We start from the raw sequence: 25,234 nt of genomic DNA on the forward strand, positions 1-25,234 counted from the left end.
CGGACTGGGGCCGCTCCGTGACGTCTCTTACGACGGTCTCAACATCTGTCGGAAGGTATCCAGAATCGATGGGTCCGAGTGGGTCCCATCCTGACGAGCGAGATAGTGATCGAGGGAATCGATAACCGTCTCGAGGTCGTCGACGCTCTCACGGTCGTAGGCGATGGTTCCAAACAGCCACACGTTTCCGTGGAGTATCAACGCGTCGTCCGTTACGCTGTAGCTATCGAAATTTTTCCACATGATGAGCCCAACGGCGGTAATCAGGCCGCTGTCGGTGATCACGTACCGTCGTCGTCGCACTCCCTGCAACAGCGTACCCAGTTGGACGGTCCCCAGTATCGCCGGTATCGTTGCAAATAACACCTCACCAGCTGTCACGGCGATGAAGGCCCAGACGACCGTACCGACAACTGCAACGGCGCTCCCTACTCGCCGCCATCTGGGTGCGGGACGCTTCTTTGCGCTCCAGCGCGTACGACGCTCGGTTTCGGATCGGATGCGAGCGACGACGGCCCGATCGGCGACGTAGCCGACCAGAAACGCCGAGAGGACCCCGAGAGCACCGCCGACACCGAAGGGGAGCGCGGCGATGACACCGACGGCGAAAGCGGCCGGAACGGCGGCGGTAAGTTCGATGCCCGCGATAGCGATCAGACCGGCCATTTCGAGACCATCGCGGAACCGACTCGCGGGATCAGCGACCGTTCTCAGCCCGAGACGGGCGATGATGGTTCCGAGGATGAACAAGCCACCAGCGATGGCGATAGTACCGGCCCGAACCGACGCATCGAAGGCTCCGCTACCGGCGAACGAAACCAGCGGGGTGAACGTACTCGTGACCCACACCCCGAAGCCGAGTGCGAGACGGGTACGAAGCGAGCCCATACACGCTTATTCGTCTCTGCTTTGACAAATATTTTATTATATCTATGGAGAAGTATTATCGGTACCGGCGGTCGGAATGAGCGTCGAAATCCGCGCGTTCTCCTTGATCCTGAGTCCGCTACCGGCGACAGAGAGCGGCATCAGCGGCAGGTGATCGCGAACCAGCACCGACGGATGCGAGCCGCCGCGAGCGAGGAGTTCGTTGCGCGCCTGGAGCTGTGCCGGCTCGGCCAGGTCCGTCAGGAACTCGTTGTGCTGGACGACGTACTGGCCTCCCTCGAGGTCCCACCAGCCGAATTCATCGTCCGGTGATTCGAGATCCGTCGGCACAGGCTCGAGGTCGGCATCCTCGAGTTCGTCGCCACCGAAATCGAGGCGGCCCGGGGCGGCGACCTCATAGACTGCGCTGATGGTCAGATCGATCCCGCTTTCGTGAACCTGTACCGGTTCGTATACCAGATTGTCGACGCTTTCGACGAGGGAATGGTCGGAAGACATATCGGGTGAACTGACGGTTTCGAACGCAAAAAAGGATGGTGTCGTCGCCGTCGGCGGTTTCGCTGCAGGACCTGTGTCGAAATTCTTACGACGACGAGCAGTGGTCCATCAGCGACGGACCGAGCGGGCGACCCGTGACTCAATCGACGCTGTCACGAATCCGCTGCGAGCCCCGAACCCTATATGCTGGGGCCTGTATCCTCGCGTATGACCGACGTACTCACGGACGATATCGCACGCTTCGTTCGCGCAGTCGGCCCGGAACCGGACGAAACGCTGCTCGAGATGGACGAGTACGCGGCCGCCAAGGGGTTCCCGCACGTCGGCCCCGACGTCGGCGCGTTCCTCCGGTTTATCGCTCGCCTGAGCGACGCCGAGCGGATATTCGAGTTCGGTTCGGGCTACGGCTACTCCGCCTACTGGTTCGCCGACGCGTTACCCGACGATGGCGAGATCGTACTCACTGAGGTCGACGACGCCGAACTCGAGCTAGCCCGAGAGTACATGGCTGCGGGCGGGTACGACGAGGTGGCGAGATACGAACGTGGCGACGCAATGGAGACGATTGAGACTGTCGACGGCCCCTTCGACGTCGTCCTGATCGACCACCAGAAGAGCGCGTACGCCGATGCGTTTGACGCCGTCAGATCGAAACTACCGGTCGGAGGCGTCGTCGTAGCCGATAACGCAGTAACGGCTAGCGTGGTCGAGTTCGACGCGCTACTCGAGTGGGCCGAGGGCGGGTCGCCGAACGGGACGAGCGAGCACACCCAGGGGGTCATCGACTATCTCGAGACGGTCCGGACGGATCCGGCGTTCGAGACGATAGTAGTGCCGCTGGGCGAAGGAATCGCGGTGAGTTACCGTGTAAAGTAGTCGGACGCGTCGCCGTCGATAACTTGATTTTCGGCCGGAGACGGGGAGGCGTACTCCCGGAAGCCGAGAAAGATCGTCGATCCGATTGCCGAAAGGAGCGTCGCCCACGTGACTGCGGTGAGTGCGACGACCGTTACTCGAGTTGGGCCTGGTGCCATCGAGCCGACCGCCTCGAGGCCGACGGCGTGACTGCTGGCGATTAGAAGGAATCCTACCCAAAGCCCCAGCGCCGTTTGCGCTAGCGTCCGCCGGTCGACCGACCCGGCGTAGCGAGCAATACAGTAGACCCCGGCGATAGCAAGGACTGTCGCTCCGAGGGTTAATTCAACCGAACCGACGGCGACGTTGGTGACGCCGGCAACGGCGAAACAGGCCAGCGAGATGGCGAGCAAGTACCGGTCCGAACCGCGTATTGTCGGAATCACGTCGTGCACCGCTTTGCCGGGTTGAGTAGGTGCCTGCATATATAGCTGTTGCCTGGCTCCGACGCCCGCCCAGATTGTGGAAACCCTCCGTTTTCTCTCCCGCCGTTCGAACGAATTCACGGTTCCAGTGGGGGTCCAGATTCCCGGTGTTACTGAGCAGGCCACCGCCGAGCGAACTGAACGGGACGCTTCACTCCTCGAGCAGGATGCGCTCTTCAGGGGTCGGACGGCCGGGATGGATCCCGTACCAGGCGAAGCCGTATAGTACCGTCATCGACACCGCACAGAGGACCGTTGCACCGGCGACTGCCTCGAGCGCGAAGCCGACGACCGGACCGGCGAAGGCGCCGCCGACGGCGGCCGCAGCTTCGCTGTCGGGTGCCGTTGCCAGGGCGTAGGGAACGAACGTTGCAAACGCGATGAACCACCATCGCTTCGCGTTACGCAACAGCCGGGACGTACTGTGATCTCGTGCGGTCCTCGTAACGCTTGCGACGCCGAGTGTGATCAGACACAAAGCAATGATCGTTCGAAACGGGGCGTCAAATACGGTATTAACCGCGACACCGGAAGCGACGATTGCGACGCCGCCAGCGTGATAGAGAACTGATGGGCTGGGGCCTGTTCGTGGCATTCTGCTATTCGGTAGCAACGGATTGTACAAAACTCTCGCGGACTTCCGGCGAAGTGAATACAATAAGACATGTAGACCGAGGCGCCGGCGAACAACAAAGGATGTATTACCGACGCCGGTAAGACGATGAGAACGAATGGGGGAACGCGACGAGGCTGAATCCGAAACAGCATTGAGACGATACACACTGGCCGTATTCGACCGTGCGAGGCGCGTCGCTTCGCGAGCCTCTGACAGTAACACCGTTCGGTTCGCCCGTCGGTTCTGGAGACGATTCGTCCGAGAGCGTCCGACCGATTGCCAGGTATCGATCACGTTTCCGACAGGTGACGGTGGGCCGTCGATCGGCACGATTCACGACTGGATCGAGGACCTTGAAATTGCCTTCGAGGGCCGACTCGACGTCTACGCTCGGCGACGGTGTATCAGGGTCGTCACCGACACCGTACCAGCCGATCAGGTCGACATCGACGCGGTCGAGGCAATCGTCAACCGGATCGAGATGGGGTACGACGCGACTCACTCGCTGGCGCACATAGAAAAGATTCGGTTCCGAAACGGCAGACTCGTCAGAGCTGATGTCGTCGTTCCGGTGAAACCGCTCTTTCCCCGCGAGGGGACTGCTGAACCGACGCACGTCACGTCAACGGCTGATTGATCGATAGCCCGATATTGATCAGTCGTCACCGGGACCGGGTTCCGAGCCCGGTTCTCTGTCGGGGCTCTGGCGTTGACTGCCGCTCGAGCGACCGCTGGTGGATCGTTCGCTCGGCGTGATTTCGTTGGTTCGCCCCATCCAGCTCCCGATGTTCTCTGCGACGTAGTCTTTGCCGCCCCAACCGAATGCGACGCCGACGCCGATCGCGATCGCTGCGCCGAGACCCCACGCGAGCGCTCGCGCGAACACGTAGAGGATTCCGACGTCGATCCCCATCGTATCGAGGCCGATGACGATCGCCGTAAAGTAGAGGAACATCCGGGCACCGGTAGCGAACCAGGTGGTGTAGGCGGTCTGGGTTGCTGCACGGGTTCGCTCGATCGCATCGCCGATGAAATCTGCGACGACGAACCCAAGGACGATGACCAGCAGACCGGCGATGAAAGCCGGCAAGTACGACACCGCCGTCGAGACCCACTCCGATAACGTCGCAATTGCGAGTGCGTTCGCGGCGGCGAGCAACGCCAGGCCGTAGACGAACCACTTTGCGAGTTTCCCGAACGCACCCGAGACGGCCTGTTCTGTTCCACCGAGGATTCGTCCGAGCGGCGTCTCGAGAACCATTCGATCGAGTTCGATCCCATCTGCGATTCGTCGAACGACGCGCCCCGTCAGCCGACCGATAATCCAGCCGATAGCGAGGATTATCAACGCACCGAGTAGTCGGGGCACGAACGTGGCCAATTCTGCGATGGGATCTTGCAACCATTCTGGAACCTGTGCCTGAGCGGGGTAATACGGTAACATATCCGCCTCGTCGTTGGTTCCACTCACGTTTCGTAATTGTGTGGCTATCAATTATCTGTGAAACTAACAGTTTTCGTGGCGTGTCGGTGTCTCGATTGAAGTGTCCGTTACGGCGAATTGCCCATCAACTATACCGTGACGAATCGATACGGGTTCCTGTCGATATCACAATCCGTTCTGATCACAGCTGCTCGCCTCCCCTCGAGCCGTCGGCGATAAATGAATATTGTGACCGAACGAGACAGTCGGCTCTGCGCGGCCGATCGACGACGATAGAGCGCGTTCGTTCTCGGCCGCCCAAACGTGTCCAGTTTCACTCATAGAAAACAGTCGGTGGATTGTCAAATGAATGCTGAAGTATCGAATTACCGATGAAATCTGATCGGCCCGAGTACCGACTACTCGTTTTCTGCCGAGAGCGTTCGGTTTCGGTCGCAAACGACGGCCGACGCTGTCCGGTCATTTCCGACACGAACGTATTCTAGACTGGATACCAAAACGAGATATACCGGGCCTTCTTCCGGCATATTATACGTGGCAGAATAGATACCATATTTGGCTTTCTCTTCTCGCGAGCAGTAATACAGTATTACTATCGGGCCCCGTCGGAAAGCTTCACCCTCGGGATACGGTACCGCTACTGCCGCAAATCCGTTTCGCAACGAGTGTCGTTCCCTCGATGAGAGCGTTTCGTCATGTGGGAATCGGACACCACGCTATTGATGATTCGCATACGATTGTTCCCCATGTATCTCGGCGACGAAGCATGGCCTGACCTCGAGACGTACTTCGAGACGGAATCGCTCGCGCTCGTGCCGCTCGGATCGACGGAACAGCACGGCCCTCATCTACCAGAGGCGACGGACCACTTGATCGCAGAGGCGTTCGCACGGGAAGTTGCCGACCGCACCGGCTACCTCTGTACACCGACGATCACCGTCGGCGTCAGCGGTCACCACCGCCAGTTCCACGGGACGATGTGGGTCGAGCCGCCGGTGTTCCGCCAGTACGTGGAATCGCTGACCCGAAATCTCACGAGCCACGGAATCGACCGGGTGATCTACGTCAACGCCCACGGCGGAAACGTCCCCCACCTGCGGGAGGTCGGGGCCCGACTCCGGTTGGACGAGACCGCCTTTGCCATCGAGTGGATGTGGGACGAATCCATTCCCGAACTCGTTGACGACCTCTTCGAACAGAACGGCCCCCACGGCGGCCCCAAGGAAACCGCGATGATACAGTACCTCGAGTCGGAACTGGTTCACGACGATCGACTCGAGGAGGCGAGGGACACAGGTGTCCCGGATGTCGATGCGGCGGAGGGGATCAAATACGGCTCGCGGACGTTTTACGATGCAGCGGATAACACCGAAAACGGGGTGTTGGGCGACCAGACGGACGCGACTCCGGAGAAGGGGCGACAGCTGTTCGAGGCTGCGAGCGATCAGTTCGTCCAGCTTTGTGAGTGGCTCGCGGCCCAGCCGTTCGAGGACCTGCTGCCGAAAGACCACGTCTGATGGCAAGCCTTAATAAAGCAGCTGCTCGGGTTATTATATGGCAGTCGTCAGCGTCTCGATGCCGGACGATCTTCTCGAGCGACTCGACCAGTTCGCCGAGGAACACGGGTACACCGGACGAAGCGAAGTCGTCAGGGAGGCTTCCCGAAATCTCCTCGGGGAGTTCGAGGATACGCGACTCGAGGACCGCGACCTGATGGGAATCGTCACGGTATTGTTCGATTACGAAACCACGAACGTCGAAGAACGAATGATGCACCTTCGCCACGAACACGAGGACCTGGTCGCGTCCAATTTTCACAGCCACGTCGGCGATCACTACTGCATGGAACTGTTCGTCCTCGAGGGCGAACTCGAGGATATCTCGACGTTCGTCGGGAGAATTCGCGCGACCAAGGACGCCCTGACTGTCGACTACTCCGTCATTCCAGTCGATAGCTTCGACCCGCTTGCGCAGTCCTAAGGTCTCCGTTTCGGGAGAACGCCTCCTCGATCGGTCCCCGTTCGTCCCGGAAATCGCACGGATCGAAAGGGAACGCGTAGTTTTACTGTTCTCCCCCCCCAATGGGTACGTATGACATACCGGAAGGTCAACTACGAGGAGGTCGAACAGGTCTCGAGCGCGATGCACTTTCTTTCCGATCCGCTCGAGACCGAGCAGGTCGGGGTGACCGTCGCTCGCTGTGATCCCGGCTGGAACAGCAAGCCCCACGATCATACGGAAAACGACCACGAGGAGGTGTACGTCCTCATCGAGGGGGATGCGACGGTCGTCATCGACGACGAACCGGTCGCGATGGAGACGGGTGACGCGCTGTGGATTCCGCCAACGTCGACGCGGCAAATCCGCAACGGCGACAGCGAGAGCGCGTTCGTCCTCGTAAGCGCACCGAGCATCGCGGACGATGAAAGTGACGGCGACGAGTGGTTACTCTCCGGCTTTGCCGGGTAACGTCTGAGACGGAGGAATGGGAGCGAACCTCCATCTGTTTGGCGCGACCGCTCCTCGAGCGAGAATCCGAGTACATTTTGTGGGTTGACCCAGTCGTCATCCGTAGGTGAGACCCGATTTATTCGAAACATCATGCGGGTGTCTCATTCGTCATCGCAGCCATTCTGAGTACCGTACTCTCCCCGGTCACCCTCGTGGACACTACCGTCCCTGCTGTCGCCGTCGTCGCCTACGGAACTGCCGTCGGCGTCTTCATTGACCTCGATCACTTTCTGATCGCTCGGTTCAAAACAGGACGTTGGGACGCTGTTCGGTTCTGTCTAACGAACCCCGGCGCAGCCGTCAGGGACCAATCTCTGATCTTCGAGCCCGGTGACGTAGGCGTCCTCTCGCGTCTGTTGAGCCACGTCGTGATCGGCGGCGCCATCGTTCCACTGATCGCTTTCGCCAGCGTCCCCCTTGCGATCCTAACCGGAGTCGTTCTCTACGCGCACCTCCTGGCCGATCTCGTCTGGGATATCTACCTGCTCGAACACCACGCGGACGCGGCTGCCTCCATGGCCGACCTCGTTCGAACGCTCCGGTAGCCGAACGCCCACGAGCGGCCGTTCCGTGACCGGCCAGCAACCCTGTTTGCAATATTCGCCCCGATCTATTTCCACTGTGCGACCGTCTCACAACGTATGGAATTACTCGACGAGAGCATCGTCCCGGAGCGCGCACGTGAGATCAAGGCCGAAGCTCGAGAGTTCGCTCGCGAGCACATCGAGCCGAACGCACAGGAATTCTTCCAGTCGGGTGAGTATCCGGAAGAGATTCTCGAGGCGGGACAGGCAGCGAACCTCGTCGCCCAGGATATCCCGGACGAGTGGGGCGGGCGTGGCCTCGATCTGGCGCAACTCCTCGCGATAACGGAGGAATTCTACCGCGCCGATGCAGGTATCGCGTTGACGCTACAGTTGGCGAGTTTCGGCTGCGAAATAACCTACGAGCACGGCACCGACGAACAATGCGAGGAGTACATTCGGCCGGTCGCGGAGGGTGAGCAGCGGTCAGGGCTCGCGGTGTCGGAACCAGATACCGGTAGCGATCTTTCGGGGATGCAGACGCGAGCGGAGAAGGAAGACGACGAGTGGGTCATCAATGGCGAGAAGTACTGGATCGGCAACGGCGTCGAGGCCGACTGGATCACGCTCTACGCTCGAACGGGTGACGACGAAGACAACCCGTACGGCAATCACTCGATGTTCATTGTCCCGACCGATACGGACGGCTACGAAGCCGAACACATCCCCGAGAAGATGGCGATGCGCGCTTCCAAACAAGCGCACATCGAGTTCGACGACTGTCGGATCCCTGGGGAGAACCTGATCGGAGAGGAGGGTGCTGGCTTCATGTTGCTCGCTGATTTCTTCAATCACGGCCGCGTCGCCGTTGCTGGCCACGGACTCGGCATCGCCGCAGCCGCTATCGAGGAGACCTGGGAGTTCACTCACGACCGCGAGGAGTTCGGGCGAACGATCAGCGATTTCCAGGCCGTCCAGCACGACCTCGCGGATATGCTACTCGAGTTCGAGAGCGCCAGAACGCTCACCTGGCGAGCTCGCGAGAAGGTCGCAAACGAAGAGAAGGCGGGCTACTGGGCTGCAATGGCGAAAACGAAAGCAACCGAGACCGCCGTCGACGTCTCGGAACGAGGCATGCAGTTCCACGGTGGCCGTTCGATCCTGGACGAACGACGGATCGCCCGCGTCTACCGAGATGCACGGATTCCGGTCATTTACGAGGGTGCAAACGAGATTCAACGAAACCTGATTTACGGCCAGGCCCCCTGACACCCCATCCTCCATCGACGATGCAGCCACGCCGCCCTCGTTTTTCACGGGCGGCCACCGAGTGACGACGCTCAACTGGTGGCCGTCACTACCGTTGGATGACCCTTTCCTCGTCCTCGAACAATTTCTGAAGCGGGCGAAAGAACAATCCCGGATGCCATCATGTATTCTGACAGATCAACTGCCATCGTGATGGAGATGTTTAGAAGACGATTTTCACTGCTATGAGCCGGCCACGCGTACTTTGTGTGAGCGGCGACCGGGCCACTCGAGCGGCCGTCACGCTGTCGCTGACGGATGCACCCATCGACGTCGTCATCGCTCAACGCGCCAATGAGGCCGTCGACCGTCTGAAGCGGGAAACGATCGACGCAGTGGTCATCGACGCGCGGACCGTCGTCAACGTCGCAGCGCTCGTCGATACCGTCGAGTCCGAAACCCCACAGACGCCGACGTTCGTCCATTGGGGGAAAGACGGTGCGGACGTTTCCGTCCTCGGTGAAGTAGTCGCGCGAGCCGACGAAACTGTCTCCGTAGACCGACTCGCAGATTCGATCACTCGGCGAATCGGGGCCGACCCGAACGACGACCTCGGGACTGACAGCGAAGCGAACGACATCGATACCGACGCGGCTGATGGTCGAGATCTATCCGTTCAGGATCTTCCAGACGATCTTCAGCGAATGGTCTCCGTTATTCGGTGTCGACTCGTCGACGTCACATCGCCGCTCGCGGTCGAACGGATTCTCCGTGAGGAGATAACGGCGAGTGATCGATTCTCCGTCGCCTGGGTCGGCGAATACGACCGCGGTGAGCGGACGATCGTCCCGTGGCTGTCCGACCCGGATGAAGTGGAGTGGCCGTTACAACGCACTTTCGGTATTGGCAGCGGCGACAATCCGTTACTCGAACGGGCTGTCCGAAGTCAAACGCTTCAGATCATGCGATACGACGCAGACAGCCGCGACGCTGTCCCGTTTGGCGATCAGGCGTACGACTATGGGGTCAAGTCGATTACCGTCGCACCACTCGCTGCGAACGACGAACTGTTCGGCGTGCTTGCCGTCTACGCCGTGGATTCGATTTCCGAGGTCGAACTCGATGCGATCCGTCTGATCGCGACTGTTGCGTCCCACGTTCTCGAGACGATCGTCGTCCGCGGACAACTCGAACAGCAGGGACGGACGCTTCATCGATACGAACGCCTCGTCGAGACGGCGGGTGACGGAATGTGCGTTCTCGACGGTTCGGGGCACTTCATGACCGTCAACGATGCCCTCGTCGAAATGACCGGCTACAGCCGTGAAGGCTTGCTCGCCGAACACGCTTCGATCCTGTTCGATTCTGCGGGCGTCGATGCTGCCACTGACACTATTCGATCGCTACTCAGGAAAGGCGGAAATACGGATACACTCGAACTCTCTCTGGAGACGAAAACCGGCGAGAAAATCCCCTGTGAGGCAACGATCGCCGTTCTCACTCCCGATGGAGAGTTCCACGGCTCGGTTGGCGTCCTTCGCGACGTCACAGACCGGAAACGCCGCGAGCGAAAACTCCGCGAACGCAACGAACGACTCGATGCGTTCGCTCGGATCGTTAGCCACGATCTTCGCAATCCCCTGGGCGTCGCCCAGGGCTACCTCGATTTGTACGAAGAAACGGGAGACTCCGAATACGCAGACCGAATTCACGAAGGCCTCGATCGAATGGAAACGATCATCGAGGACGTTCTGGCGATCGCCCGCGAAGGAGAGTGGGTCACCGACACGGATCAGGTCGATCTCGAGTCTATCGCTCACGACGCCTGGGATCACGTTTCGACGCCGAAGGCGACGTTGTCTATCGCAAATACGGCACCGCTCGAGGCTGATCGGTCACGACTGCTTCGACTACTCGAGAACTGCTTCCGAAACAGCATCGAACACGGCGGTGCGTCGGTAACGGTTCGTGTCGGCCTTCTCGAATCGACCGAACCGGATGAAGGCACCCGGGGCTTCTTCATCGAAGACGACGGCACGGGACTTCCCGAGGAGTTGCGCGATCACCTCTTCGATCCCTCGGTATCATCGTCTACCGAGGGGCTCGGAATCGGACTCTGGATCGTCAGAGAGGTCGCTACCGGACACGGGTGGGTGGTCGACGCAACGGAAAGCGAAGACGGGGGGGCCCGCTTTGAGTTCGAAACAGCGAATTACTGTTCTGACTGAAGGTCTTGAAATGCGCCGACGAAGTCGTCGTTAGAGGACATTCCGGAAACCGTCTCGTCGACCCGCTGTGCGAGTTCGTCGACACGGTCGGTTAGTTCCTGATATTCGTCGTTGTCCGCGAGTTCTCGGTCCGTTTTTTCGGATTCCAGGAGCGCCTTCTTCGAGACGAGCGCGTAGTATTCCTGGATATCCGACTCGTAGTCCGAACGACCGGCGACCTCCTCTACCATCTCGACGAGTTGATCCTTCGAAACTGGCTTGACGAGATAATCGTCGAACCCCATCTCGATAATGTCGAAATCCGGATCGACGGCAGTCACCATTACCACCTGTGAATCGTGCCCGCGATCGCGGATTTCCTCGAGGACTTCGTCACCCGAAAGCCCCGGCATCCGCCTGTCTAACAGGACGACCTCGACGGAGTTTTCCATCTTTACGAGCGCTTCTTCCCCGTCGTACGCCGTCTCGACATCCCACTCGCCCTGAAGCCACGCGGCAAACAGATCCGCGAGACGGGCTTCGTCGTCGACGACGAGCACCTCGAGCCCATCAGTCATTGGGTAACCCCTCCATTCTCTTCATCGGTTACAGCCACGAGTCACCAATGGTACCTCTGTGTGATAAATCTCGCGACCAATTATCAGCTTTCAATGACTTCTCACTCTCAAATACTGGAACTCATCCAATCATTTAGTCGATCCCACGATGTGTGATAGTCCCGTGATCACGGACCCAGTGCCAAACGTGTCACCAATCACGGAAGAACGCCGGACGGTCGCCGTATCCGAATCGACCGTCCGTCGAGAACTCGGAACATCGAGCCGGCAGGTCGAGCCGGATCGCGTCCTGTCTTTCGAATTTCGCTCCTACTCCCCTTCGAACTCCGGTTCTTCGTCGCCCATGAATGCCGTAATACCTTCCATCAGGTCGTCGGTCGCTACCAGATGTCCGAACGCGGACGACTCGTACTCGAGTCCAGCCTCGGTGTCGTTGCGCCCGGCGAGCATCGCGCGCTTGGCGAACTTCTGAGCGATCGGTGGTCCACCGGCGAGTTCGGTCGCCGTCTCGAGTGCGCGGTCGATGAGGTCGTCTTTGTCGACGACCTCGTTGACGAAGCCGTAGTCGGCCATCGTCTCGGTGTCGTATCGCTCTGCGGTGAGGATAATCTCTTTCGCACGGCCTTCACCGATGATGTGCTTGAGGCGCTGGGTTCCGCCCCAGCCGGGTAGCAAGCCGAGGTCGAGTTCGGGTTGGCCGAATTCGGAGCGCTCGCTCGCGATGCGCAGATCTGCGCAGGTCGCAAGCTCCATCCCACCACCGAGACAGAAGCCGTCGATACCGGCGACGACGGGCGCGTCGCAGTCCTCGAGTTTGCCGAACGTGGACTGGCCCAGTTTCGACAGTTCCTGCGCTTCGATGGGGTCCGTGCCGCTGCCGGCCATGCTCTGTACGTCCGCGCCTGCGGAGAAGGCTTTCTCGCCCTCGCCAGTGATCAGGATCGCCCGCACCTGGTCGTCGTCCTCTAATTGTTCGATGGCAACCGCCAGCTCTTCGAGCAGGCCGTCGCTGATAGTGTTCATGCGGTGGGGTCGATCCAGAACGATGTGGCCGACCATGTTGCCGGGGCGTTCGATGCGGATCGACTCGAAGTCTACCGCCGCCGAGTCGGAATCGGATTCGTAGAACCCACCTTCTTCGGCACGCTCCGCGAGGTAGTCGGCGGGCGCGTAGCGCTCGTGGCCGGTTTCCTCGTAGGCCTCCTCGAGCGTTTCCTGCAGCGTCGCGAGGCCGTAGTCGTCGACGAGTTTGACCGGGCCGTCGGGGAATCCTGCACCCAGTTGGACCGCGTCGTCGATCGATTCGGGCGGCGCGACGTCGCCGCCGATCAGCTTTGCGGCCTCGTTGGCCATCGTCGCGAGCAGGCGCTCTTTGACGAACTCGGACTGCTGGTCCGTCGGAACCTGCGCTCCCTCGCCGTCCTCGTAGTCGTAGAAGCCCTTGCCGGTTTTCTTGCCGAGTTCCTCGTTCTCGACTTTCTCCTCGAGCAGCGGGGCCGGTTCGTAGGCCTCGCCCAGCACTTCGTTCATGTACTCGAGGACGTGATAACTGACGTCGTTGCCGACTTGATCACCGAGCTCGAAGCTGCCCATCGGGAGACCCAGATCGTATTTCGTCGTGGAGTCGACCTCGGCGATGGTCGACTCGTCGTTGCTAACGAGCCAGCAGGCTTCGTTCATCAGCGGCACAAGAATTCGGTTAACGATGAAGCCAGGGGAATCCTTGTGAACGCGAACCGGCGACTTCCCCATGTCCTCAGCGAGTGATTCGGCCAACTCGAGCGTCTCTTCGGCACTCTCTGCTCCCGAAATCACTTCGACCAGTTGCATCCGGACCGGCGGATTGAAAAAGTGCATCCCGCAGAACCGTTCGGGACGCTCGGTCACGTTCGCGAGTTCGGTTATCGAGAGACTCGAGGTGTTCGTCGCAAAAATCGCCCGGTCAGGCGCGTACTCCTCGAGTTCGCCGTAGACGTCTTTTTTAATCTCCATCTGCTCGGGGACGGCTTCGATGACGAAATCCGCGTCGGCGACGGCCGCTTCCATGTCGACCAGCGGGCTCACTCGCTCGAGGGCGGCGTCGGCTTCCTCGTCGGTGAGCTGGTCGTTCTCGGCCAGTTTCTGCAGCGACCACTCGATAGAGTCGTAGCCATCCTGGACGAACTCATCTTTAATATCGCGCAGGTTTACATCGTAACCAGACATCGCGGCGACCTCCGCGATGCCATGTCCCATGTTACCTGCTCCAAGAACTGCGATAGTGTTGATATCCTCTAGCTCCATGGATGAAATTCCTACTCGAACCTCTTTCAACGTTTCCCTATCTCGCAGCGGAAACGATTCTTTAGTTTATTCTCGGTTACAAAGTTCTTTATCGCTCCGATAGTAATGATCTGTCATGGAATTCGGCCTCACCGAAGAACAGCAACAGATCCGCGAAGAAGTCCGTCGATTCGCCGAGAATGAGATCGTCCCGAACGCCGAGAAATACGACACCGAAGAGACGTTCCCCCACGAGATCGTCGACAAGGCCGCCGAGATGGGTCTCGTCGGCTCGTCGATCCCCATCGAGTACGGGGGTGCCGGATATTCGACGCTCGAGTCCGTGATCATCGCCGAGGAACTGTTCTCTCACGACCCTGGTATCGCCCTCTCGATTATGGCCTGTTCGTTCGGAACCGAGGCCATCCGCGAATTCGGGACGGAAGACCAGAAGGAACGCTTCCTCGAACCCGTCGCGACCGGCGAGAAAATCTCCGGCGCTGCGATTTCCGAACCCGACACCGGGTCCGACGTGTCGTCAGTCTCGACTCGCGCCGAAAAAGACGGTGACGAGTGGGTAATCAACGGAAACAAGATGTGGATCACGAACGGGACCGTCGGCGACTTTTTCGTCGCGCTCTGTAAGACCAATCCCGACGCCGAGGGTCGATACGACGGCTTCAGTCAGATCGTCGTCGAATCCGACCGCGACGGCTTCAGCTCGGACAAGATCACCGGCAAACTCGGCATTCGTGCCTCCGACACCGCCGAACTCATTCTGGATAACGTCCGCGTCCCCGAGGAGAACCTCATCGGCGAACAGGACGCCGCCTTCCTCCAGCAGATGCACTTCTTCGACGCCACCCGAACCGGCGTCGCCGCGCAGGGGCTCGGCATCGCGAAAGGCGCACTCGAGGCCGCCCTCGAGTACGCCGAGGACCGCGAGCAGTTCGGCCAGTCCATCTCGGAGTTCCAGGCCATCCAGCACAAGCTCGCCGACATGGCCACGAAGACCGAAGCCGCGCGCAATCTGACGTACAAGGCAGCCTGGAACGTCGATCAGGGTAACGACATCACGAAACTCGCTTCGATGGCGAAAGAGTACGCCTCTCGCGTCGCCGTCGACGTGTCCAACGAGGCCGTCCAGATTCACGGCGGCGCTGGCTACGTCAACGACTTCCCCGTCGAACGGTTCTACCGCGACTCGAAGATCACGCAAATCTACGAAGGGACGACCGAAATTCAGAAGAACGTCATCGCGCGCGAACTGCTGAACGAGTAACGACGACTGCTTACTCTGCTGGCCGGTTTGGCGTGCCTCGGTACGATCTTCAAACTGGCTGTTCCCTGTCTTTTGGAGATCACGAGCGATGCGTAACGCTTTTCGATCGAATTCGCCGCTCGTCTTTCGCCGGCGCTTTGTGCCACGCATCGGTTTCGCCGTGACTATCGGGTGACGGCTTCCCATCCCCGTTGAGCGGACGCTCCGCCTTAGCGATGCTCGGAAGGGCTTGCGTTGCTCGGAAGGGCTTGCGTTTCCGTTAGTCGCGCGATTCGCGCATCGATCGAGCCATACTCTCGGTCAGCGATTTCGTCTCCGCAGTGGTCAGGCGATCACGACCACCAGCGACAGCGCGACGAATACCACGTGCGTGAACACGTGCCCGATCATCGCCGCCCCGAGACTCCGCCGCCAGAACAGCCAGCCGGAGACGAAGCCGCCGATCGAATTGCCGGCGACGATCCAGACGACGACGGCGGGTGTGAGACCTCCGTAGAGACTCGCTGCCGTGGGAAGATGGCCGATTCCGAAGACGATGGCTGCGAGGACGACTGCAGCAGCCATCAGTCGGGATGAGGGTCGGTCCGTGCTCCGGCTGACCGTCTTCCAGAGGCCGAACGCGATCAGTGACATGAACCCCCACCGCAGGAGCAACTATTCGGTCAAGCCCCCGTAGAGGAATCTCACCGGAATGCTCGAGAGAACCGCGCCGACGGTCGCCTCGGCCCCGCCCGACACCGCGCCGCCGGCCGGTGTCGGTGCGACGATGGCTTCCATGAGGACGAGCACTACCCCCGTGGCAGCGCCGAGGCTGGCTGCGACCGGGAAGTCGGCGCGGAGGGCCGCCGCGAGGGGTGCATCGTCGGACGCGCGCTCGAGCAGAGACGAGCGGAGGCCGAGACGGTGCGCGGTGTAGAGGCCGACCAGTACCGCGATCGCGAGTAGAATTGACGATTGGACGATCACGACCGCCGCGATGACCGCCGGGGGTGCGGTTGACGCGTCGGGGATCGTCTCGAGTTGGGCGGGCGTCGTCGCTGCGAGCGCGACGATGCCGAGGAAACCCACCGCGAACAGGACACCGAACCGACGACGGGTGACTCCGTGAGTGGCCGTTGCAGCCGATTCTTGCGCCTCGTCCGGGTGGGAATCCATTCCGGTGGTGAATGGTATTTCGGGGGAATCAACAAATAATTCGGGATGTATCCAGGCAGCTGCCGTTCCTCCAGATGGTGTCGTTCTCGTGAACTATCCGTCGCTGTCGGAGTCAGTATCGCCGTCGTCGCTGTCGGAGTCAGTGTCACCATCGTCGCTGTCGGTGTCAGTGTCACCATTGTCGCTGTCGGTGTCAGTGTCACCATTGTCGCTGTCGGAGTCAGTGTCACCATCGTCGCTGTCGGAGTCGGTGTCGCCGTCGTCGCCGGTAGTCGCGATGTTGTTCCCAAAACTATCGCTTGCGCTTCTCGAGTCGGCGGGCGGGACTCGCGAGTTTCCCGGCGGGACCCGCGAGTTTCTGTTGTGACTGCGATCCGGACTCGTTGTTCCACGCGTCGTGTAAGCATCGTCTCGACCAGCGACGTTTCCGGGACTGTCGTCGGTTTCGGATCGGTGGTCATCCGAGAGGACGTATAGGACGACGGGCGGACCGACGTACGAGACGATCGCGAGCACCGCAAACAGCGAATCGACGAACACGAGAATACCACAGATAGCCAGGGCTGCCGTCGCGGCTGCGTGGAGAGACGTATGCGTATACTCGAGATAAAACGCCCACAGGCCGCTGAGCCATCGGATCAGTGCTTGGCTCCCCATGACGAACTGTACGCGAAGCAGCGAGAAACCCTTTGGTGCATCACCATCTTTCTGTCACCATGAGAGAGTTCGTCTTCGCCCTCGAGTACGATCCCGGCACGAACCCGGTCGCGGACGTCCTCGAGGCGCACCCGGAGACGACGGTTCGATCGCTGTCGTGTCACGTCACGCCCGAGAGCCTCTGGCGAGTCGATCACGCGACGGGGTCTGACACGGGAATCGAGGCGCTCGAGGAGGCGTACCGCGAGCCAGCCTACTGTGCGGACTGTCTGGTCCGGGACGATTGCGGGGCGGACTGCGAGACGCAAGTGCTCGACCGCTCACGGGACGAACTCGTCGTCTACACCTACTGGGATCGGACGGACGTCTGTACGTCGGTCCCCCATCTCGCGCTCGAGTACCTCGGCGAGGGATTGCTGTTCGAAACCTATCGAGAGGGGCGGCGCTACCGCTGGCGGATCGTTCTCGGACGTGACGCGCCGGTCGGGGATTTCTTCGACGCGCTCGGAGACGAAGTCGGCGAATGCGCCGGAATGGACATGATCCGGCTCACCGACCTCGAACCTGACCGCGAGCGGCCCGGATCGACGGAGTCGGTACCGGCGGAACAGCGGGCGGCGTTGCAGGCCGCCGTCGAGCGCGGTTACTACGAAACCCCCCGGCGGATCGACCTCTCCGAGCTCGCCGACGAACTGGATGTGCCGCGATCGACCCTCTCGTACCGGCTCCGGCGGGCCGAAGCGACTCTCGCGACCGCGTTCGTTGCCGAGGACGATTCGCTCGAGACGATCCCGTCGGGCCGCTGAGCGTCGATTCGAGGCGTCGTTTGGCGCACGCCGAATAACGCGTATCAGTCACGAGTGAGTACGGTCGGGTAATGAGTGATGCTTCGCCGCCGAGGCCGCCTGACGGAGACGGCGGCGCGGACACGAGTCGAGCCCTCGACCTTCGAGTCCCGGATATGGACTGTTCGTCCTGTGCCGGGAAAGTGACGACCAGCGTCGCCCGACTCGACGGGATCGATGACCAGGATGCCCGGGTGACCAGCGGACGGCTCGTCGTGGAATACGATCCGACGCGAACGAGCGAGGAGGCGATCCGCGAGCGGGTTCGTGCGGCCGGCTACGAAATCGACGACGGGAGCGACGAACTAACGATGTCGGTCCCCGATATGGATTGTTCCTCGTGTGCGACCAAGGTCGAACGCGCACTCGAGGGCGTCGACGGTCTCGGCGCAATCGAGACGCGTCCCGCGTCGGGGCGCGTGACCGTGACGGTCGACGAGGAGACCGATTCGGACGCTGTCGTCGATGCGATCGGTTCTGCAGGGTACGAGGCAACTCCGGTCAGCGCCGGGAGCGATCCGCTGGGAGACGACGACCCTGTCTGGAAGAGTCGACGTGCCGGCATCACCGGTTTCGGGGCCGTTCTCGTCGTCGTCGGAATGGCCCTCGAGTTCGTTTTCCCCGGGGCCGATCCGTCCCTGTTCTCGGTCGTCGGTCGGAGCGTCGATCTCTCGTCGCTGCTTTTCATCGCCACCGCGGCCGTCGCCGGTGCGCCGATCTTTCGCAACGGCTACTATTCGGCGCGGAATCTGAGCCTCGACATCGACTTCCTGATGAGCATCGGCATTATCGCCGCGGTCGCGGCCAACCACCCGTTCGAGGGCGCGATGCTCGCCGTCCTGTTCAGCGTCGCCGAACTGCTCGAGCGATTCTCGATGGATCGCGCGCGAGATTCCCTGCGGGAGTTGATGGACCTCTCTCCGGATACGGCCACCATCAGGCGACCGGACGGGTCCGAGGAGACGGTTCCGGCCGGGGAACTCGCGGTCGGCGACGTCGTCGTAGTCCGGCCGGGCGAGAAAATCCCGGCCGACGGCACCGTCGTCGAGGGTGAGAGTGCGGTCGACGAGTCGCCGATCACGGGTGAGAGCGTTCCAGCGGACAAGACGGACGGCGACGAGGTCTTCGCCGGCACGATCGCCGAATCGGGCTATCTCGAGATCGAAGTCGAGCACGCGGCGGACGATTCGACGATCTCCCGCATCGTCCAGTTGATCGAGGATGCCGAGCGCGAGCGGACCGAGCGCGAGCAATTCGTCGACCGCTTCGCCGGCGTCTACACGCCCATCGTCGTCGCACTCGCCATCGCGGTCACCGTCGGGCCGCCGCTACTGGTGGGCGCCGCCTGGGACACGTGGTTCCTGCGCGGGCTGACGCTACTGGTCATCGCGTGCCCCTGCGCCTTCGTCATCTCGACGCCCGTCAGCGTCGTCTCGGGAATCACCAGCGCGGCCCGCAACGGTGTCCTCATCAAGGGTGGTCGCTACCTGGAGGCGGTCGCAGAGAGCGACGTCCTCGCGATCGACAAGACCGGGACCCTCACGACCGGCGATCTGTCGGTGACCGACGTGATACCCCTCGAGGGGGCCGACGAGGCCGACGTTCTTCGCCGGGCGAGCGCCGTCGAACGCCGGAGCGAACACCCGCTCGGGCGCGCGATCGTCGGCTATGCCACGGAACGCGGCCTTGGTCCGAGCGATGTGGTCGTGTCCGGATTCGAGGCGCTGACCGGGAAGGGTGTCCGGGCTGAAATCGACGGAACGACCTACTTCGTGGGCAAACCCGCCCTCTTCGAGGGACTGGCGGATCTCGAGCACGCTCACGCCACGACCGATGGCGGGATGACACTCGAGCCCGGGTCGGCGGGCGGCGACTCGCGACCCGGCTGTGACCGCGAGGGCTGTCTGGACGTGTTGAGCGACGTCGTTCCGCAACTGGAGGACGAAGGTAAAACCGTCGTCGTTGTCGGCACCGAAGACGGCCCGATCGGCGTCATTGGCATCGCAGATCGGGTCCGTCCCGAAGCGAAAGTGGCCGTTTCGCAACTCCAGGAACAGGGTGTTCGCGTCGTAATGCTCACCGGCGACAACGAGGGGACCGCCCGTGCGATCGCGGAGCAGGTCGGAATCGACGAGTACCACGCCGCGTTGCTTCCCGACGAGAAACTCGAGTGGATCGGGCGACTCGACGGCGAGCGATCCGACGGCAGTGAAACCGATGGCGGCGTCGCCATGATCGGCGACGGCATCAACGACGCGCCTGCGCTCGCGACCGCCGACGTCGGCATCGCCATGGGCGCGGCGGGGACGGACACGGCTCTGGAAACGGCCGACGTCGCGCTGATGGGTGACGATCTTACTCGCCTGCCGTACCTCTATCGTCTCTCGCGGACTGCAAACCGCGTCATCCGACAGAACATCTGGGCGAGTCTGGCGGTCAAGGCGGTTCTCGCTGCCGGTGCGCCGTTCGGACTCGTTACGGTGATCCACGCGGTGGTCATCGGTGATATGGGGATGAGCCTCGGCGTAACCGGGAACGCGATGCGACTCGCGGACGTCGAACCCGAGTCCTCGGATGCCGTCGTTGAGCCCCCCGTCGACCAGTAATCGACGTCACGACGCTATCCAGCGACGAGACGAGCCTCCGTCGTCGGAGGATAGTCGCATCCGGTCTGGCGCCCGGAGAAATCCACGCAATAGTTACTGATTCCCTTCGTGTACCGGCGAGGCAACACCGACAGATGATCGATTCGATCCCTCGAACGGCGGTCTGCACTGTTTGGGGCGGTGGCTAAACGCGGCCGGCACTAATATTGGTACAATGACAGAACCACCGACAGACAGCCCCGGAACGACGGCCGACGACCGTCGAGCAGCGAGTCGCGGGCAGGCAGCCGCCGGCGTCGAGAACCGCATCGAGACCGACGACGATTGGGAGTCGACCGATGGCCTCGAGTACGAGGTCGTGACGACGCCTGTGCTCGTCATTGGAGCGGGTGCGGCGGGCGCTCGCGTCGCAATCGAACTCGCTGAATCGGACGTCGAGTCGCTCGTAATCGGCAAGCGCGAGCACGGTGACGCCCACACGACGTGGGCGGCCGGCGGCGTCAACGCTGCGCTCGGCTCACTCGACCCCGAAGACGACTGGACCGTCCACGCAGCGGACACGCTCACTGAGGGCCACCACCTGAACGATCCGGATGCCGTCGAACTGACGGCACAGGAGATGCCCGACCGCATCCACGAACTCGCCGATTGGGGGATGTCGTTCGACAGAACAGACGAGGGTGACATCAACCAGCGCTACTTCGGCGCACAGTCCTATCGACGTACCTGCTTCGTCGGCGACCGGACCGGCGAGGCCATGCTCGAGACGTTGATCGAGCGGGCCCGCGAACTCGCGGTCCCATACCGGGAGAACGTGATGATCACGCGGCTACTCTCCGACGGCGACCGCGTCGACGGCGCCGTCGGCTTCGACATGGAGACCGGTGAGGGCCTGCTGTTTCGGACGGATCACGTCGTGCTCGCGGCGGGCGGGTTCTCCGCGCTCTATCATCGACACTCGTCGCGAGACGACGAAAACAATGGCGATGGCCAGGCGCTGGCGCTCGAGGCGGGTGCCCGACTGCTGGATCTCGAGTTCGTCCAGTTCCACCCGACCGGAATGGTCGGAAAACGGTACGGCGAGGAGTGGGACGGCCGGCTGGTAACGGAAGCGGTCCGCGGTGAAGGCGGGCGGCTCTACAACGCGGAGGGCGAGCGGTTCATGGAGCGGTATTCGCCCGACCAGATGGAACTCGACGCCCGCGACGTCGTCGCACGAGCCATCGCTCGAGAAGTCCGCGAGGGCCGGGGCACCGAGAACGGGGGCGTCTTCCTCGACATCTCTCACCGGGACGCCGAGTACATCCGCGAGCGGTTGCCCTCGATGGTCGCGCGGTTCGACTCCCTCGGCGTCGACATCACCGAGGAGCCGATGACGGTCGCGCCGACGGCCCACTACACGATGGGCGGCGTCGATATCGACTTCCGGACGGGCCAGACCGGTGTCGAGGGTCTCTACGCCATCGGCGAGACAGTCGCCGGCGTCCACGGTGCGAATCGCCTCGGGGGCAACTCGCTGGCCGAAACCGTCGCGATCGGCGCCATCGTCGGGGAGCACGTCGCGAGCGCGGTAACCGAGGCCGACGAGGATCCCAACGTGACCGACGGCCAGCGGGCGCTCGCCGAACGGGAGTTCCAGACGCTCCGCGCGCTCGCTGTCTCTGACGGAACCGTCACACCCACACAACTTCTCGAGGAACTCGGAGAACTGCTCTGGGACCACGCCGGTATTCTCCGTAACGAAGCGGCGCTCACAAATGGGCTCGCAGAACTCGAGGCACTTCGCGCTCGGACGGCCGATCTCCGGGTCGACGGCGGGCTCACTTCGAAGTCGTTCGAGTACGCCGTGGACCTTTCGGCGAGCCTCACCGTTGCCGAGGGGTTGCTCCGAACGGCGCTCGAGCGAACGGAGTCTCGCGGGGCACACTACCGGATGGACTTTCCCGAGACGGAGCCCGACTGGCGGGTGAACCTCGTACTCGCTGCCGACACCGACGGACTTTCGATTAGCCGCCGCGGCGTAGCCGAACCCAGTCCAGCCGTTCGGGAGGCACTCGAAGAGGGGTACGAACTCGACTATCACCACCTCGAGTGAGCGCCACGGGCTCGACCCGTCGACGTCAACCGGGACGCATATGCATTTTCGATTCCATACTCTCGTATCCACACCAGCTCATGAGAGAAGAGGCACACACCATCCTCCGACAGGACCCCGTGATGGCGGGTCTCGTCGACCGCCACGATCCCTACGTCGAATCGGACTGGGACGAGTACGAGCGGCTCTGCATCTCGATCATCAGCCAGCAACTCTCCACCGCGAGCGCGGCGGCTGTGCGAGAGCGGGTGTTCGACCTCCTCGAGGGAGACGTGACGCCTGCGTCCGTACTGGCCGCGGACGAGGCGGCGCTTCGAGACGCGGGACTCTCCCGAAGCAAGGTCGAATACGTGCAAAACGCCGCACGTGCGTTTCAGGAAAACGATTACACGCAGGCGGGGCTCGACTCGTACTCCAACGAGGAGGTCGTCGATTTGCTCACCGAGATCAAAGGAATCGGCGCGTGGACCGCACGCATGTACCTGCTGTTCGTCCTCGAGCGACCTGACGTGCTTCCCCTCGGTGATCTTGCTCTTCGTCGCGGTATCGAGCAACTGTACGGAAACGGTACGGAACTGACGCGCGAAGAGATGCGCGAGGTAGCCGACCCGTGGCGACCGTATCGCAGCGTCGCGACGCGGTACATCTGGGCCGAGTACGAGTCCGAGTGACCAGGCATCGGCGAGCACAGGGCGTCGGTTCGCAGTCCACCGCCGCCTCGGGAACCGCGCCGACCGACGATCGATTCGAAACGGCCCGGCGTACGATCTTGACAGGGATGGTCGAGTCGTGAACCGAACGGGCGACGTCGTGGCTCTCGCTCGGCGGGTCCGGCGAGGGCTGTGTATAACCGGTAATAGATTCTTATGTTTCGACCGGCCGGTGAAACAGCAACTGGTGGAAACTATAACGATGCGTTACAGCCCGGCTTGTGCCGGCCGCAAAAGGGGGCCGGAGAAACGCGAAACTGAACGGCGGGAACGGCACTGTTGACTGAAGTATCCCCCTCGGCACAGGGAAAACGAAATGGCAAACGATCGATCTTCAACCGATACGGACGCACCCGAACAGCGTCGAATGACAACGGATACCGAGCGGATCAGGGAGTGGGCAGAGGCCCGCGACGCCGTTCCGGTGTCGGTACCCGATAGCGAAGGTCACGGCCACTCGTTCGTCCGTCGGAACGAGATCGGCGAAGGTCACGAAGAACTAACCTGGGACGACTTCGATCGGTCGTTCCGCGACGAGGACCTCGTGTTCGCCTACCACGAGGAGGAAGCGACTGGGGAGGGATTGGGCTTTTTCGAGATCGTCGAGCGTGAGCAAGCGTTCGACCGAGCCGACCTCGGTCGCGACGAACTCGAGGAGTCGCTGCGACGCGGCGAGACGGTGACGACGGAGATCGTCGAGACGCAGGTGATCGAACAGGAGATCGTCGAACGGGATACGATCGAGAGCGAAGTCGTCGACACCGATCTCGCCGAACGGGAGGTCGTCGACTCCGAACTGCTGAGCCGCGACATCGTCGAGACCGAGTTCGTTGCCGACGACGTCATCGAACTGATCGTCGACGAGACCTACCTCGAGACCATCGAGGAGATCGAACGGTACACAGTCGAGAGCCGCGTCGTCGACGTTGACATCGAGCAAGACGAGGAGGTCGAACGCGACGAGATCGAGTCGGTCGAGACGGACATCGAACTCGATAGCGTCCAGCGATCGATCCTCGAGAGCGACGTGGTCCGCTCGGACGTGATGGCAGACGAGGTGATCGAGCGGGAGGTTATCCAGAGCCAGCGGACCGAAGGCGACACCGTCCGGAGCGAACTGATCGAGCGCCGGACGGTCGAGGAGGAGGTGACCGAGCAAGTGGAGATGCGATACGTACTCGATGAGACCGACCTGCTCGAATCCGAAGTGATCGCGAGCGAGGTGATCGAGGGCGAAATCATCGACATCGAGGAGTACGGTGCGATGGAGACCGGCGAGATGGAGGCCGACGTTGCCGCAGGTGGAGAGACGGGAGCGACGGCGGACGTCGGCACGGAGACGACTGACGAGGCGACGGAACCGATGTCGATCGAACTCTCACAGGACGAACAGGGTAAAGACGTCGTCGACGAGAACGCCCAGCAGATCGGCATGATCGCCGAGGTCGAGGGGCAGACGGCCTACGTCGATCCGGAACCGGGCCTGACGGATCGACTCAGGGCACGGATGAACTGGGGCGGTCACGGCGACGAGGACTACCCGATCGATTCGTCACAGATAAAGGAAATTACGGACGACCAGGTCGTCATCCGAAGCGAGTGAGCGTCGCCACCCGACGGTAGGCGGAAGACAGCAGACGGTAGGCGGAAGACAGCAGACGGTAGGCGGAAGACAGCAGACGGTAGGCGGAAGACAGCAGACGGTAGGCGGAAGACAGCAGACGGTAGGCGGAAGACAGCAGACGGTAGGCGGAAGACAGCAGACGGT

General features: G+C 61.7%; 24 protein-coding genes. 14 read left to right on the forward strand and 10 right to left on the reverse strand.

Translation table 11 applies throughout. The annotated features are described in order from the left end of the window. Window positions 1-27: 27 nt before the first annotated feature. Together HYG82_RS38400 and HYG82_RS38405 are read right to left on the reverse strand one after the other, a co-directional pair. On the reverse strand, window positions 28-888 hold the full coding sequence (locus tag HYG82_RS38400) for a hypothetical protein (protein ID WP_179263068.1): 861 nt from the start codon (window positions 886-888) through the stop codon (window positions 28-30). Between the two features lie 42 nt (window positions 889-930). After that, entirely contained in the window at window positions 931-1,386 is a 456-nt protein-coding gene (locus tag HYG82_RS38405; protein ID WP_179263070.1) for a dCTP deaminase/dUTPase family protein, read from the reverse strand. A gap of 207 nt (window positions 1,387-1,593) precedes the next feature. On the opposite strand from HYG82_RS38405, the gene HYG82_RS38410 reads away from it, so the two are divergent. Further along, window positions 1,594-2,262 (forward strand): O-methyltransferase, encoded by a 669-nt coding sequence (locus tag HYG82_RS38410; RefSeq protein ID WP_179263072.1) that lies wholly within the window; start codon window positions 1,594-1,596, stop codon window positions 2,260-2,262. On the opposite strand, the gene HYG82_RS38415 is transcribed toward HYG82_RS38410, so the two are convergent. Continuing rightward, window positions 2,247-2,696, reverse strand: a complete 450-nt coding sequence (locus HYG82_RS38415) for a hypothetical protein (RefSeq protein WP_179264619.1) — start codon at window positions 2,694-2,696, stop codon at window positions 2,247-2,249. The two genes, HYG82_RS38410 and HYG82_RS38415, sit on opposite strands and share 16 nt — an antisense overlap. Before the next feature lie 181 nt (window positions 2,697-2,877). Then, on the reverse strand, window positions 2,878-3,321 hold the full coding sequence (locus HYG82_RS38420) for a hypothetical protein (protein ID WP_179263074.1): 444 nt from the start codon (window positions 3,319-3,321) through the stop codon (window positions 2,878-2,880). A 136-nt stretch (window positions 3,322-3,457) separates the two neighbouring features. Between HYG82_RS38420 and HYG82_RS38425 the strand changes: the two genes are divergently transcribed. Next, window positions 3,458-3,979, forward strand: coding sequence for a hypothetical protein (locus HYG82_RS38425; protein ID WP_179263076.1), 522 nt, complete (start codon window positions 3,458-3,460; stop codon window positions 3,977-3,979). An 18-nt stretch (window positions 3,980-3,997) separates the two neighbouring features. On the opposite strand, the gene HYG82_RS38430 is transcribed toward HYG82_RS38425, so the two are convergent. Beyond that, the gene (locus tag HYG82_RS38430; RefSeq protein WP_179264621.1) at window positions 3,998-4,786 is read right to left on the reverse strand and encodes a mechanosensitive ion channel family protein; all 789 of its coding nucleotides are present in this window, start codon (window positions 4,784-4,786) and stop codon (window positions 3,998-4,000) included. Between the two features lie 746 nt (window positions 4,787-5,532). Here HYG82_RS38430 and HYG82_RS38435 point away from each other — a divergent pair. The 6 genes from HYG82_RS38435 (at window position 5,533) to HYG82_RS38460 (ending at window position 11,297) form a co-directional block, all read left to right on the forward strand. Next, on the forward strand, window positions 5,533-6,303 hold the full coding sequence (locus HYG82_RS38435; protein WP_179263078.1) for a creatininase family protein: 771 nt from the start codon (window positions 5,533-5,535) through the stop codon (window positions 6,301-6,303). A gap of 37 nt (window positions 6,304-6,340) precedes the next feature. Then, window positions 6,341-6,766, forward strand: coding sequence for a nickel-responsive transcriptional regulator NikR (nikR, locus tag HYG82_RS38440; protein ID WP_179263080.1), 426 nt, complete (start codon window positions 6,341-6,343; stop codon window positions 6,764-6,766). A gap of 111 nt (window positions 6,767-6,877) precedes the next feature. Continuing rightward, on the forward strand, window positions 6,878-7,255 hold the full coding sequence (locus HYG82_RS38445) for a cupin domain-containing protein (protein ID WP_179263082.1): 378 nt from the start codon (window positions 6,878-6,880) through the stop codon (window positions 7,253-7,255). Window positions 7,256-7,449: 194 nt separating this feature from the next. Next, entirely contained in the window at window positions 7,450-7,842 is a 393-nt protein-coding gene (locus HYG82_RS38450; RefSeq protein WP_425495365.1) for a hypothetical protein, read from the forward strand. Window positions 7,843-7,938: 96 nt separating this feature from the next. Continuing rightward, window positions 7,939-9,090, forward strand: a complete 1,152-nt coding sequence (locus tag HYG82_RS38455; protein ID WP_179263084.1) for an acyl-CoA dehydrogenase family protein — start codon at window positions 7,939-7,941, stop codon at window positions 9,088-9,090. 224 nt (window positions 9,091-9,314) lie between these two features. Next, the gene (locus HYG82_RS38460; RefSeq protein ID WP_179263085.1) at window positions 9,315-11,297 is read left to right on the forward strand and encodes a hybrid sensor histidine kinase/response regulator; all 1,983 of its coding nucleotides are present in this window, start codon (window positions 9,315-9,317) and stop codon (window positions 11,295-11,297) included. Here the strand turns inward: HYG82_RS38460 and HYG82_RS38465 are convergent. Together HYG82_RS38465 and HYG82_RS38470 are read right to left on the reverse strand one after the other, a co-directional pair. After that, on the reverse strand, window positions 11,282-11,854 hold the full coding sequence (locus HYG82_RS38465; RefSeq protein WP_179263087.1) for a HalX domain-containing protein: 573 nt from the start codon (window positions 11,852-11,854) through the stop codon (window positions 11,282-11,284). The two genes, HYG82_RS38460 and HYG82_RS38465, sit on opposite strands and share 16 nt — an antisense overlap. A 309-nt stretch (window positions 11,855-12,163) precedes the next feature. Next, on the reverse strand, window positions 12,164-14,137 hold the full coding sequence (locus HYG82_RS38470) for a 3-hydroxyacyl-CoA dehydrogenase/enoyl-CoA hydratase family protein (protein WP_179263089.1): 1,974 nt from the start codon (window positions 14,135-14,137) through the stop codon (window positions 12,164-12,166). A gap of 115 nt (window positions 14,138-14,252) precedes the next feature. Here HYG82_RS38470 and HYG82_RS38475 point away from each other — a divergent pair, with 115 nt between their 5' ends. Further along, window positions 14,253-15,398: an acyl-CoA dehydrogenase family protein gene (locus HYG82_RS38475; RefSeq protein ID WP_179263091.1), complete on the forward strand. Its 1,146-nt coding sequence runs from the start codon at window positions 14,253-14,255 to the stop codon at window positions 15,396-15,398. Window positions 15,399-15,722: 324 nt separating this feature from the next. Here the strand turns inward: HYG82_RS38475 and HYG82_RS38480 are convergent, their stop codons facing one another. The 3 genes from HYG82_RS38480 to HYG82_RS38490 all read right to left on the reverse strand — a co-directional run bounded on the left by HYG82_RS38480 (window position 15,723) and on the right by HYG82_RS38490 (window position 17,210). Continuing rightward, complete coding sequence (locus HYG82_RS38480; RefSeq protein WP_235217742.1) at window positions 15,723-16,031, reverse strand: CPBP family glutamic-type intramembrane protease; 309 nt, start codon at window positions 16,029-16,031, stop codon at window positions 15,723-15,725. 21 nt (window positions 16,032-16,052) lie between these two features. After that, window positions 16,053-16,553: a hypothetical protein gene (locus tag HYG82_RS38485; protein WP_235217743.1), complete on the reverse strand. Its 501-nt coding sequence runs from the start codon at window positions 16,551-16,553 to the stop codon at window positions 16,053-16,055. Window positions 16,554-16,646: 93 nt separating this feature from the next. Next, window positions 16,647-17,210, reverse strand: coding sequence for a hypothetical protein (locus HYG82_RS38490; RefSeq protein ID WP_179263093.1), 564 nt, complete (start codon window positions 17,208-17,210; stop codon window positions 16,647-16,649). Window positions 17,211-17,269: 59 nt separating this feature from the next. On the opposite strand from HYG82_RS38490, the gene HYG82_RS38495 reads away from it, so the two are divergent. The 5 genes from HYG82_RS38495 to HYG82_RS38515 all read left to right on the forward strand — a co-directional run bounded on the left by HYG82_RS38495 (window position 17,270) and on the right by HYG82_RS38515 (window position 25,069). Further along, window positions 17,270-18,016, forward strand: a complete 747-nt coding sequence (locus tag HYG82_RS38495; protein ID WP_179263095.1) for a helix-turn-helix domain-containing protein — start codon at window positions 17,270-17,272, stop codon at window positions 18,014-18,016. A gap of 71 nt (window positions 18,017-18,087) precedes the next feature. Beyond that, on the forward strand, window positions 18,088-20,661 hold the full coding sequence (locus tag HYG82_RS38500) for a heavy metal translocating P-type ATPase (RefSeq protein WP_179263097.1): 2,574 nt from the start codon (window positions 18,088-18,090) through the stop codon (window positions 20,659-20,661). Between the two features lie 214 nt (window positions 20,662-20,875). Next, entirely contained in the window at window positions 20,876-22,756 is a 1,881-nt protein-coding gene (locus HYG82_RS38505) for an L-aspartate oxidase (protein WP_179263099.1), read from the forward strand. Window positions 22,757-22,836: 80 nt separating this feature from the next. Then, window positions 22,837-23,427 carry a DNA-3-methyladenine glycosylase family protein gene (locus HYG82_RS38510; RefSeq protein ID WP_179263101.1) on the forward strand — a complete coding sequence of 197 codons (591 nt, stop codon included), beginning with the start codon at window positions 22,837-22,839 and terminating at the stop codon, window positions 23,425-23,427. A gap of 355 nt (window positions 23,428-23,782) precedes the next feature. Beyond that, window positions 23,783-25,069 (forward strand): hypothetical protein, encoded by a 1,287-nt coding sequence (locus tag HYG82_RS38515; protein WP_179263103.1) that lies wholly within the window; start codon window positions 23,783-23,785, stop codon window positions 25,067-25,069. Window positions 25,070-25,234 lie beyond the last annotated feature (165 nt).

This window comes from Natrinema halophilum (assembly GCF_013402815.2).
Lineage (GTDB): Archaea > Halobacteriota > Halobacteria > Halobacteriales > Natrialbaceae > Natrinema > Natrinema halophilum.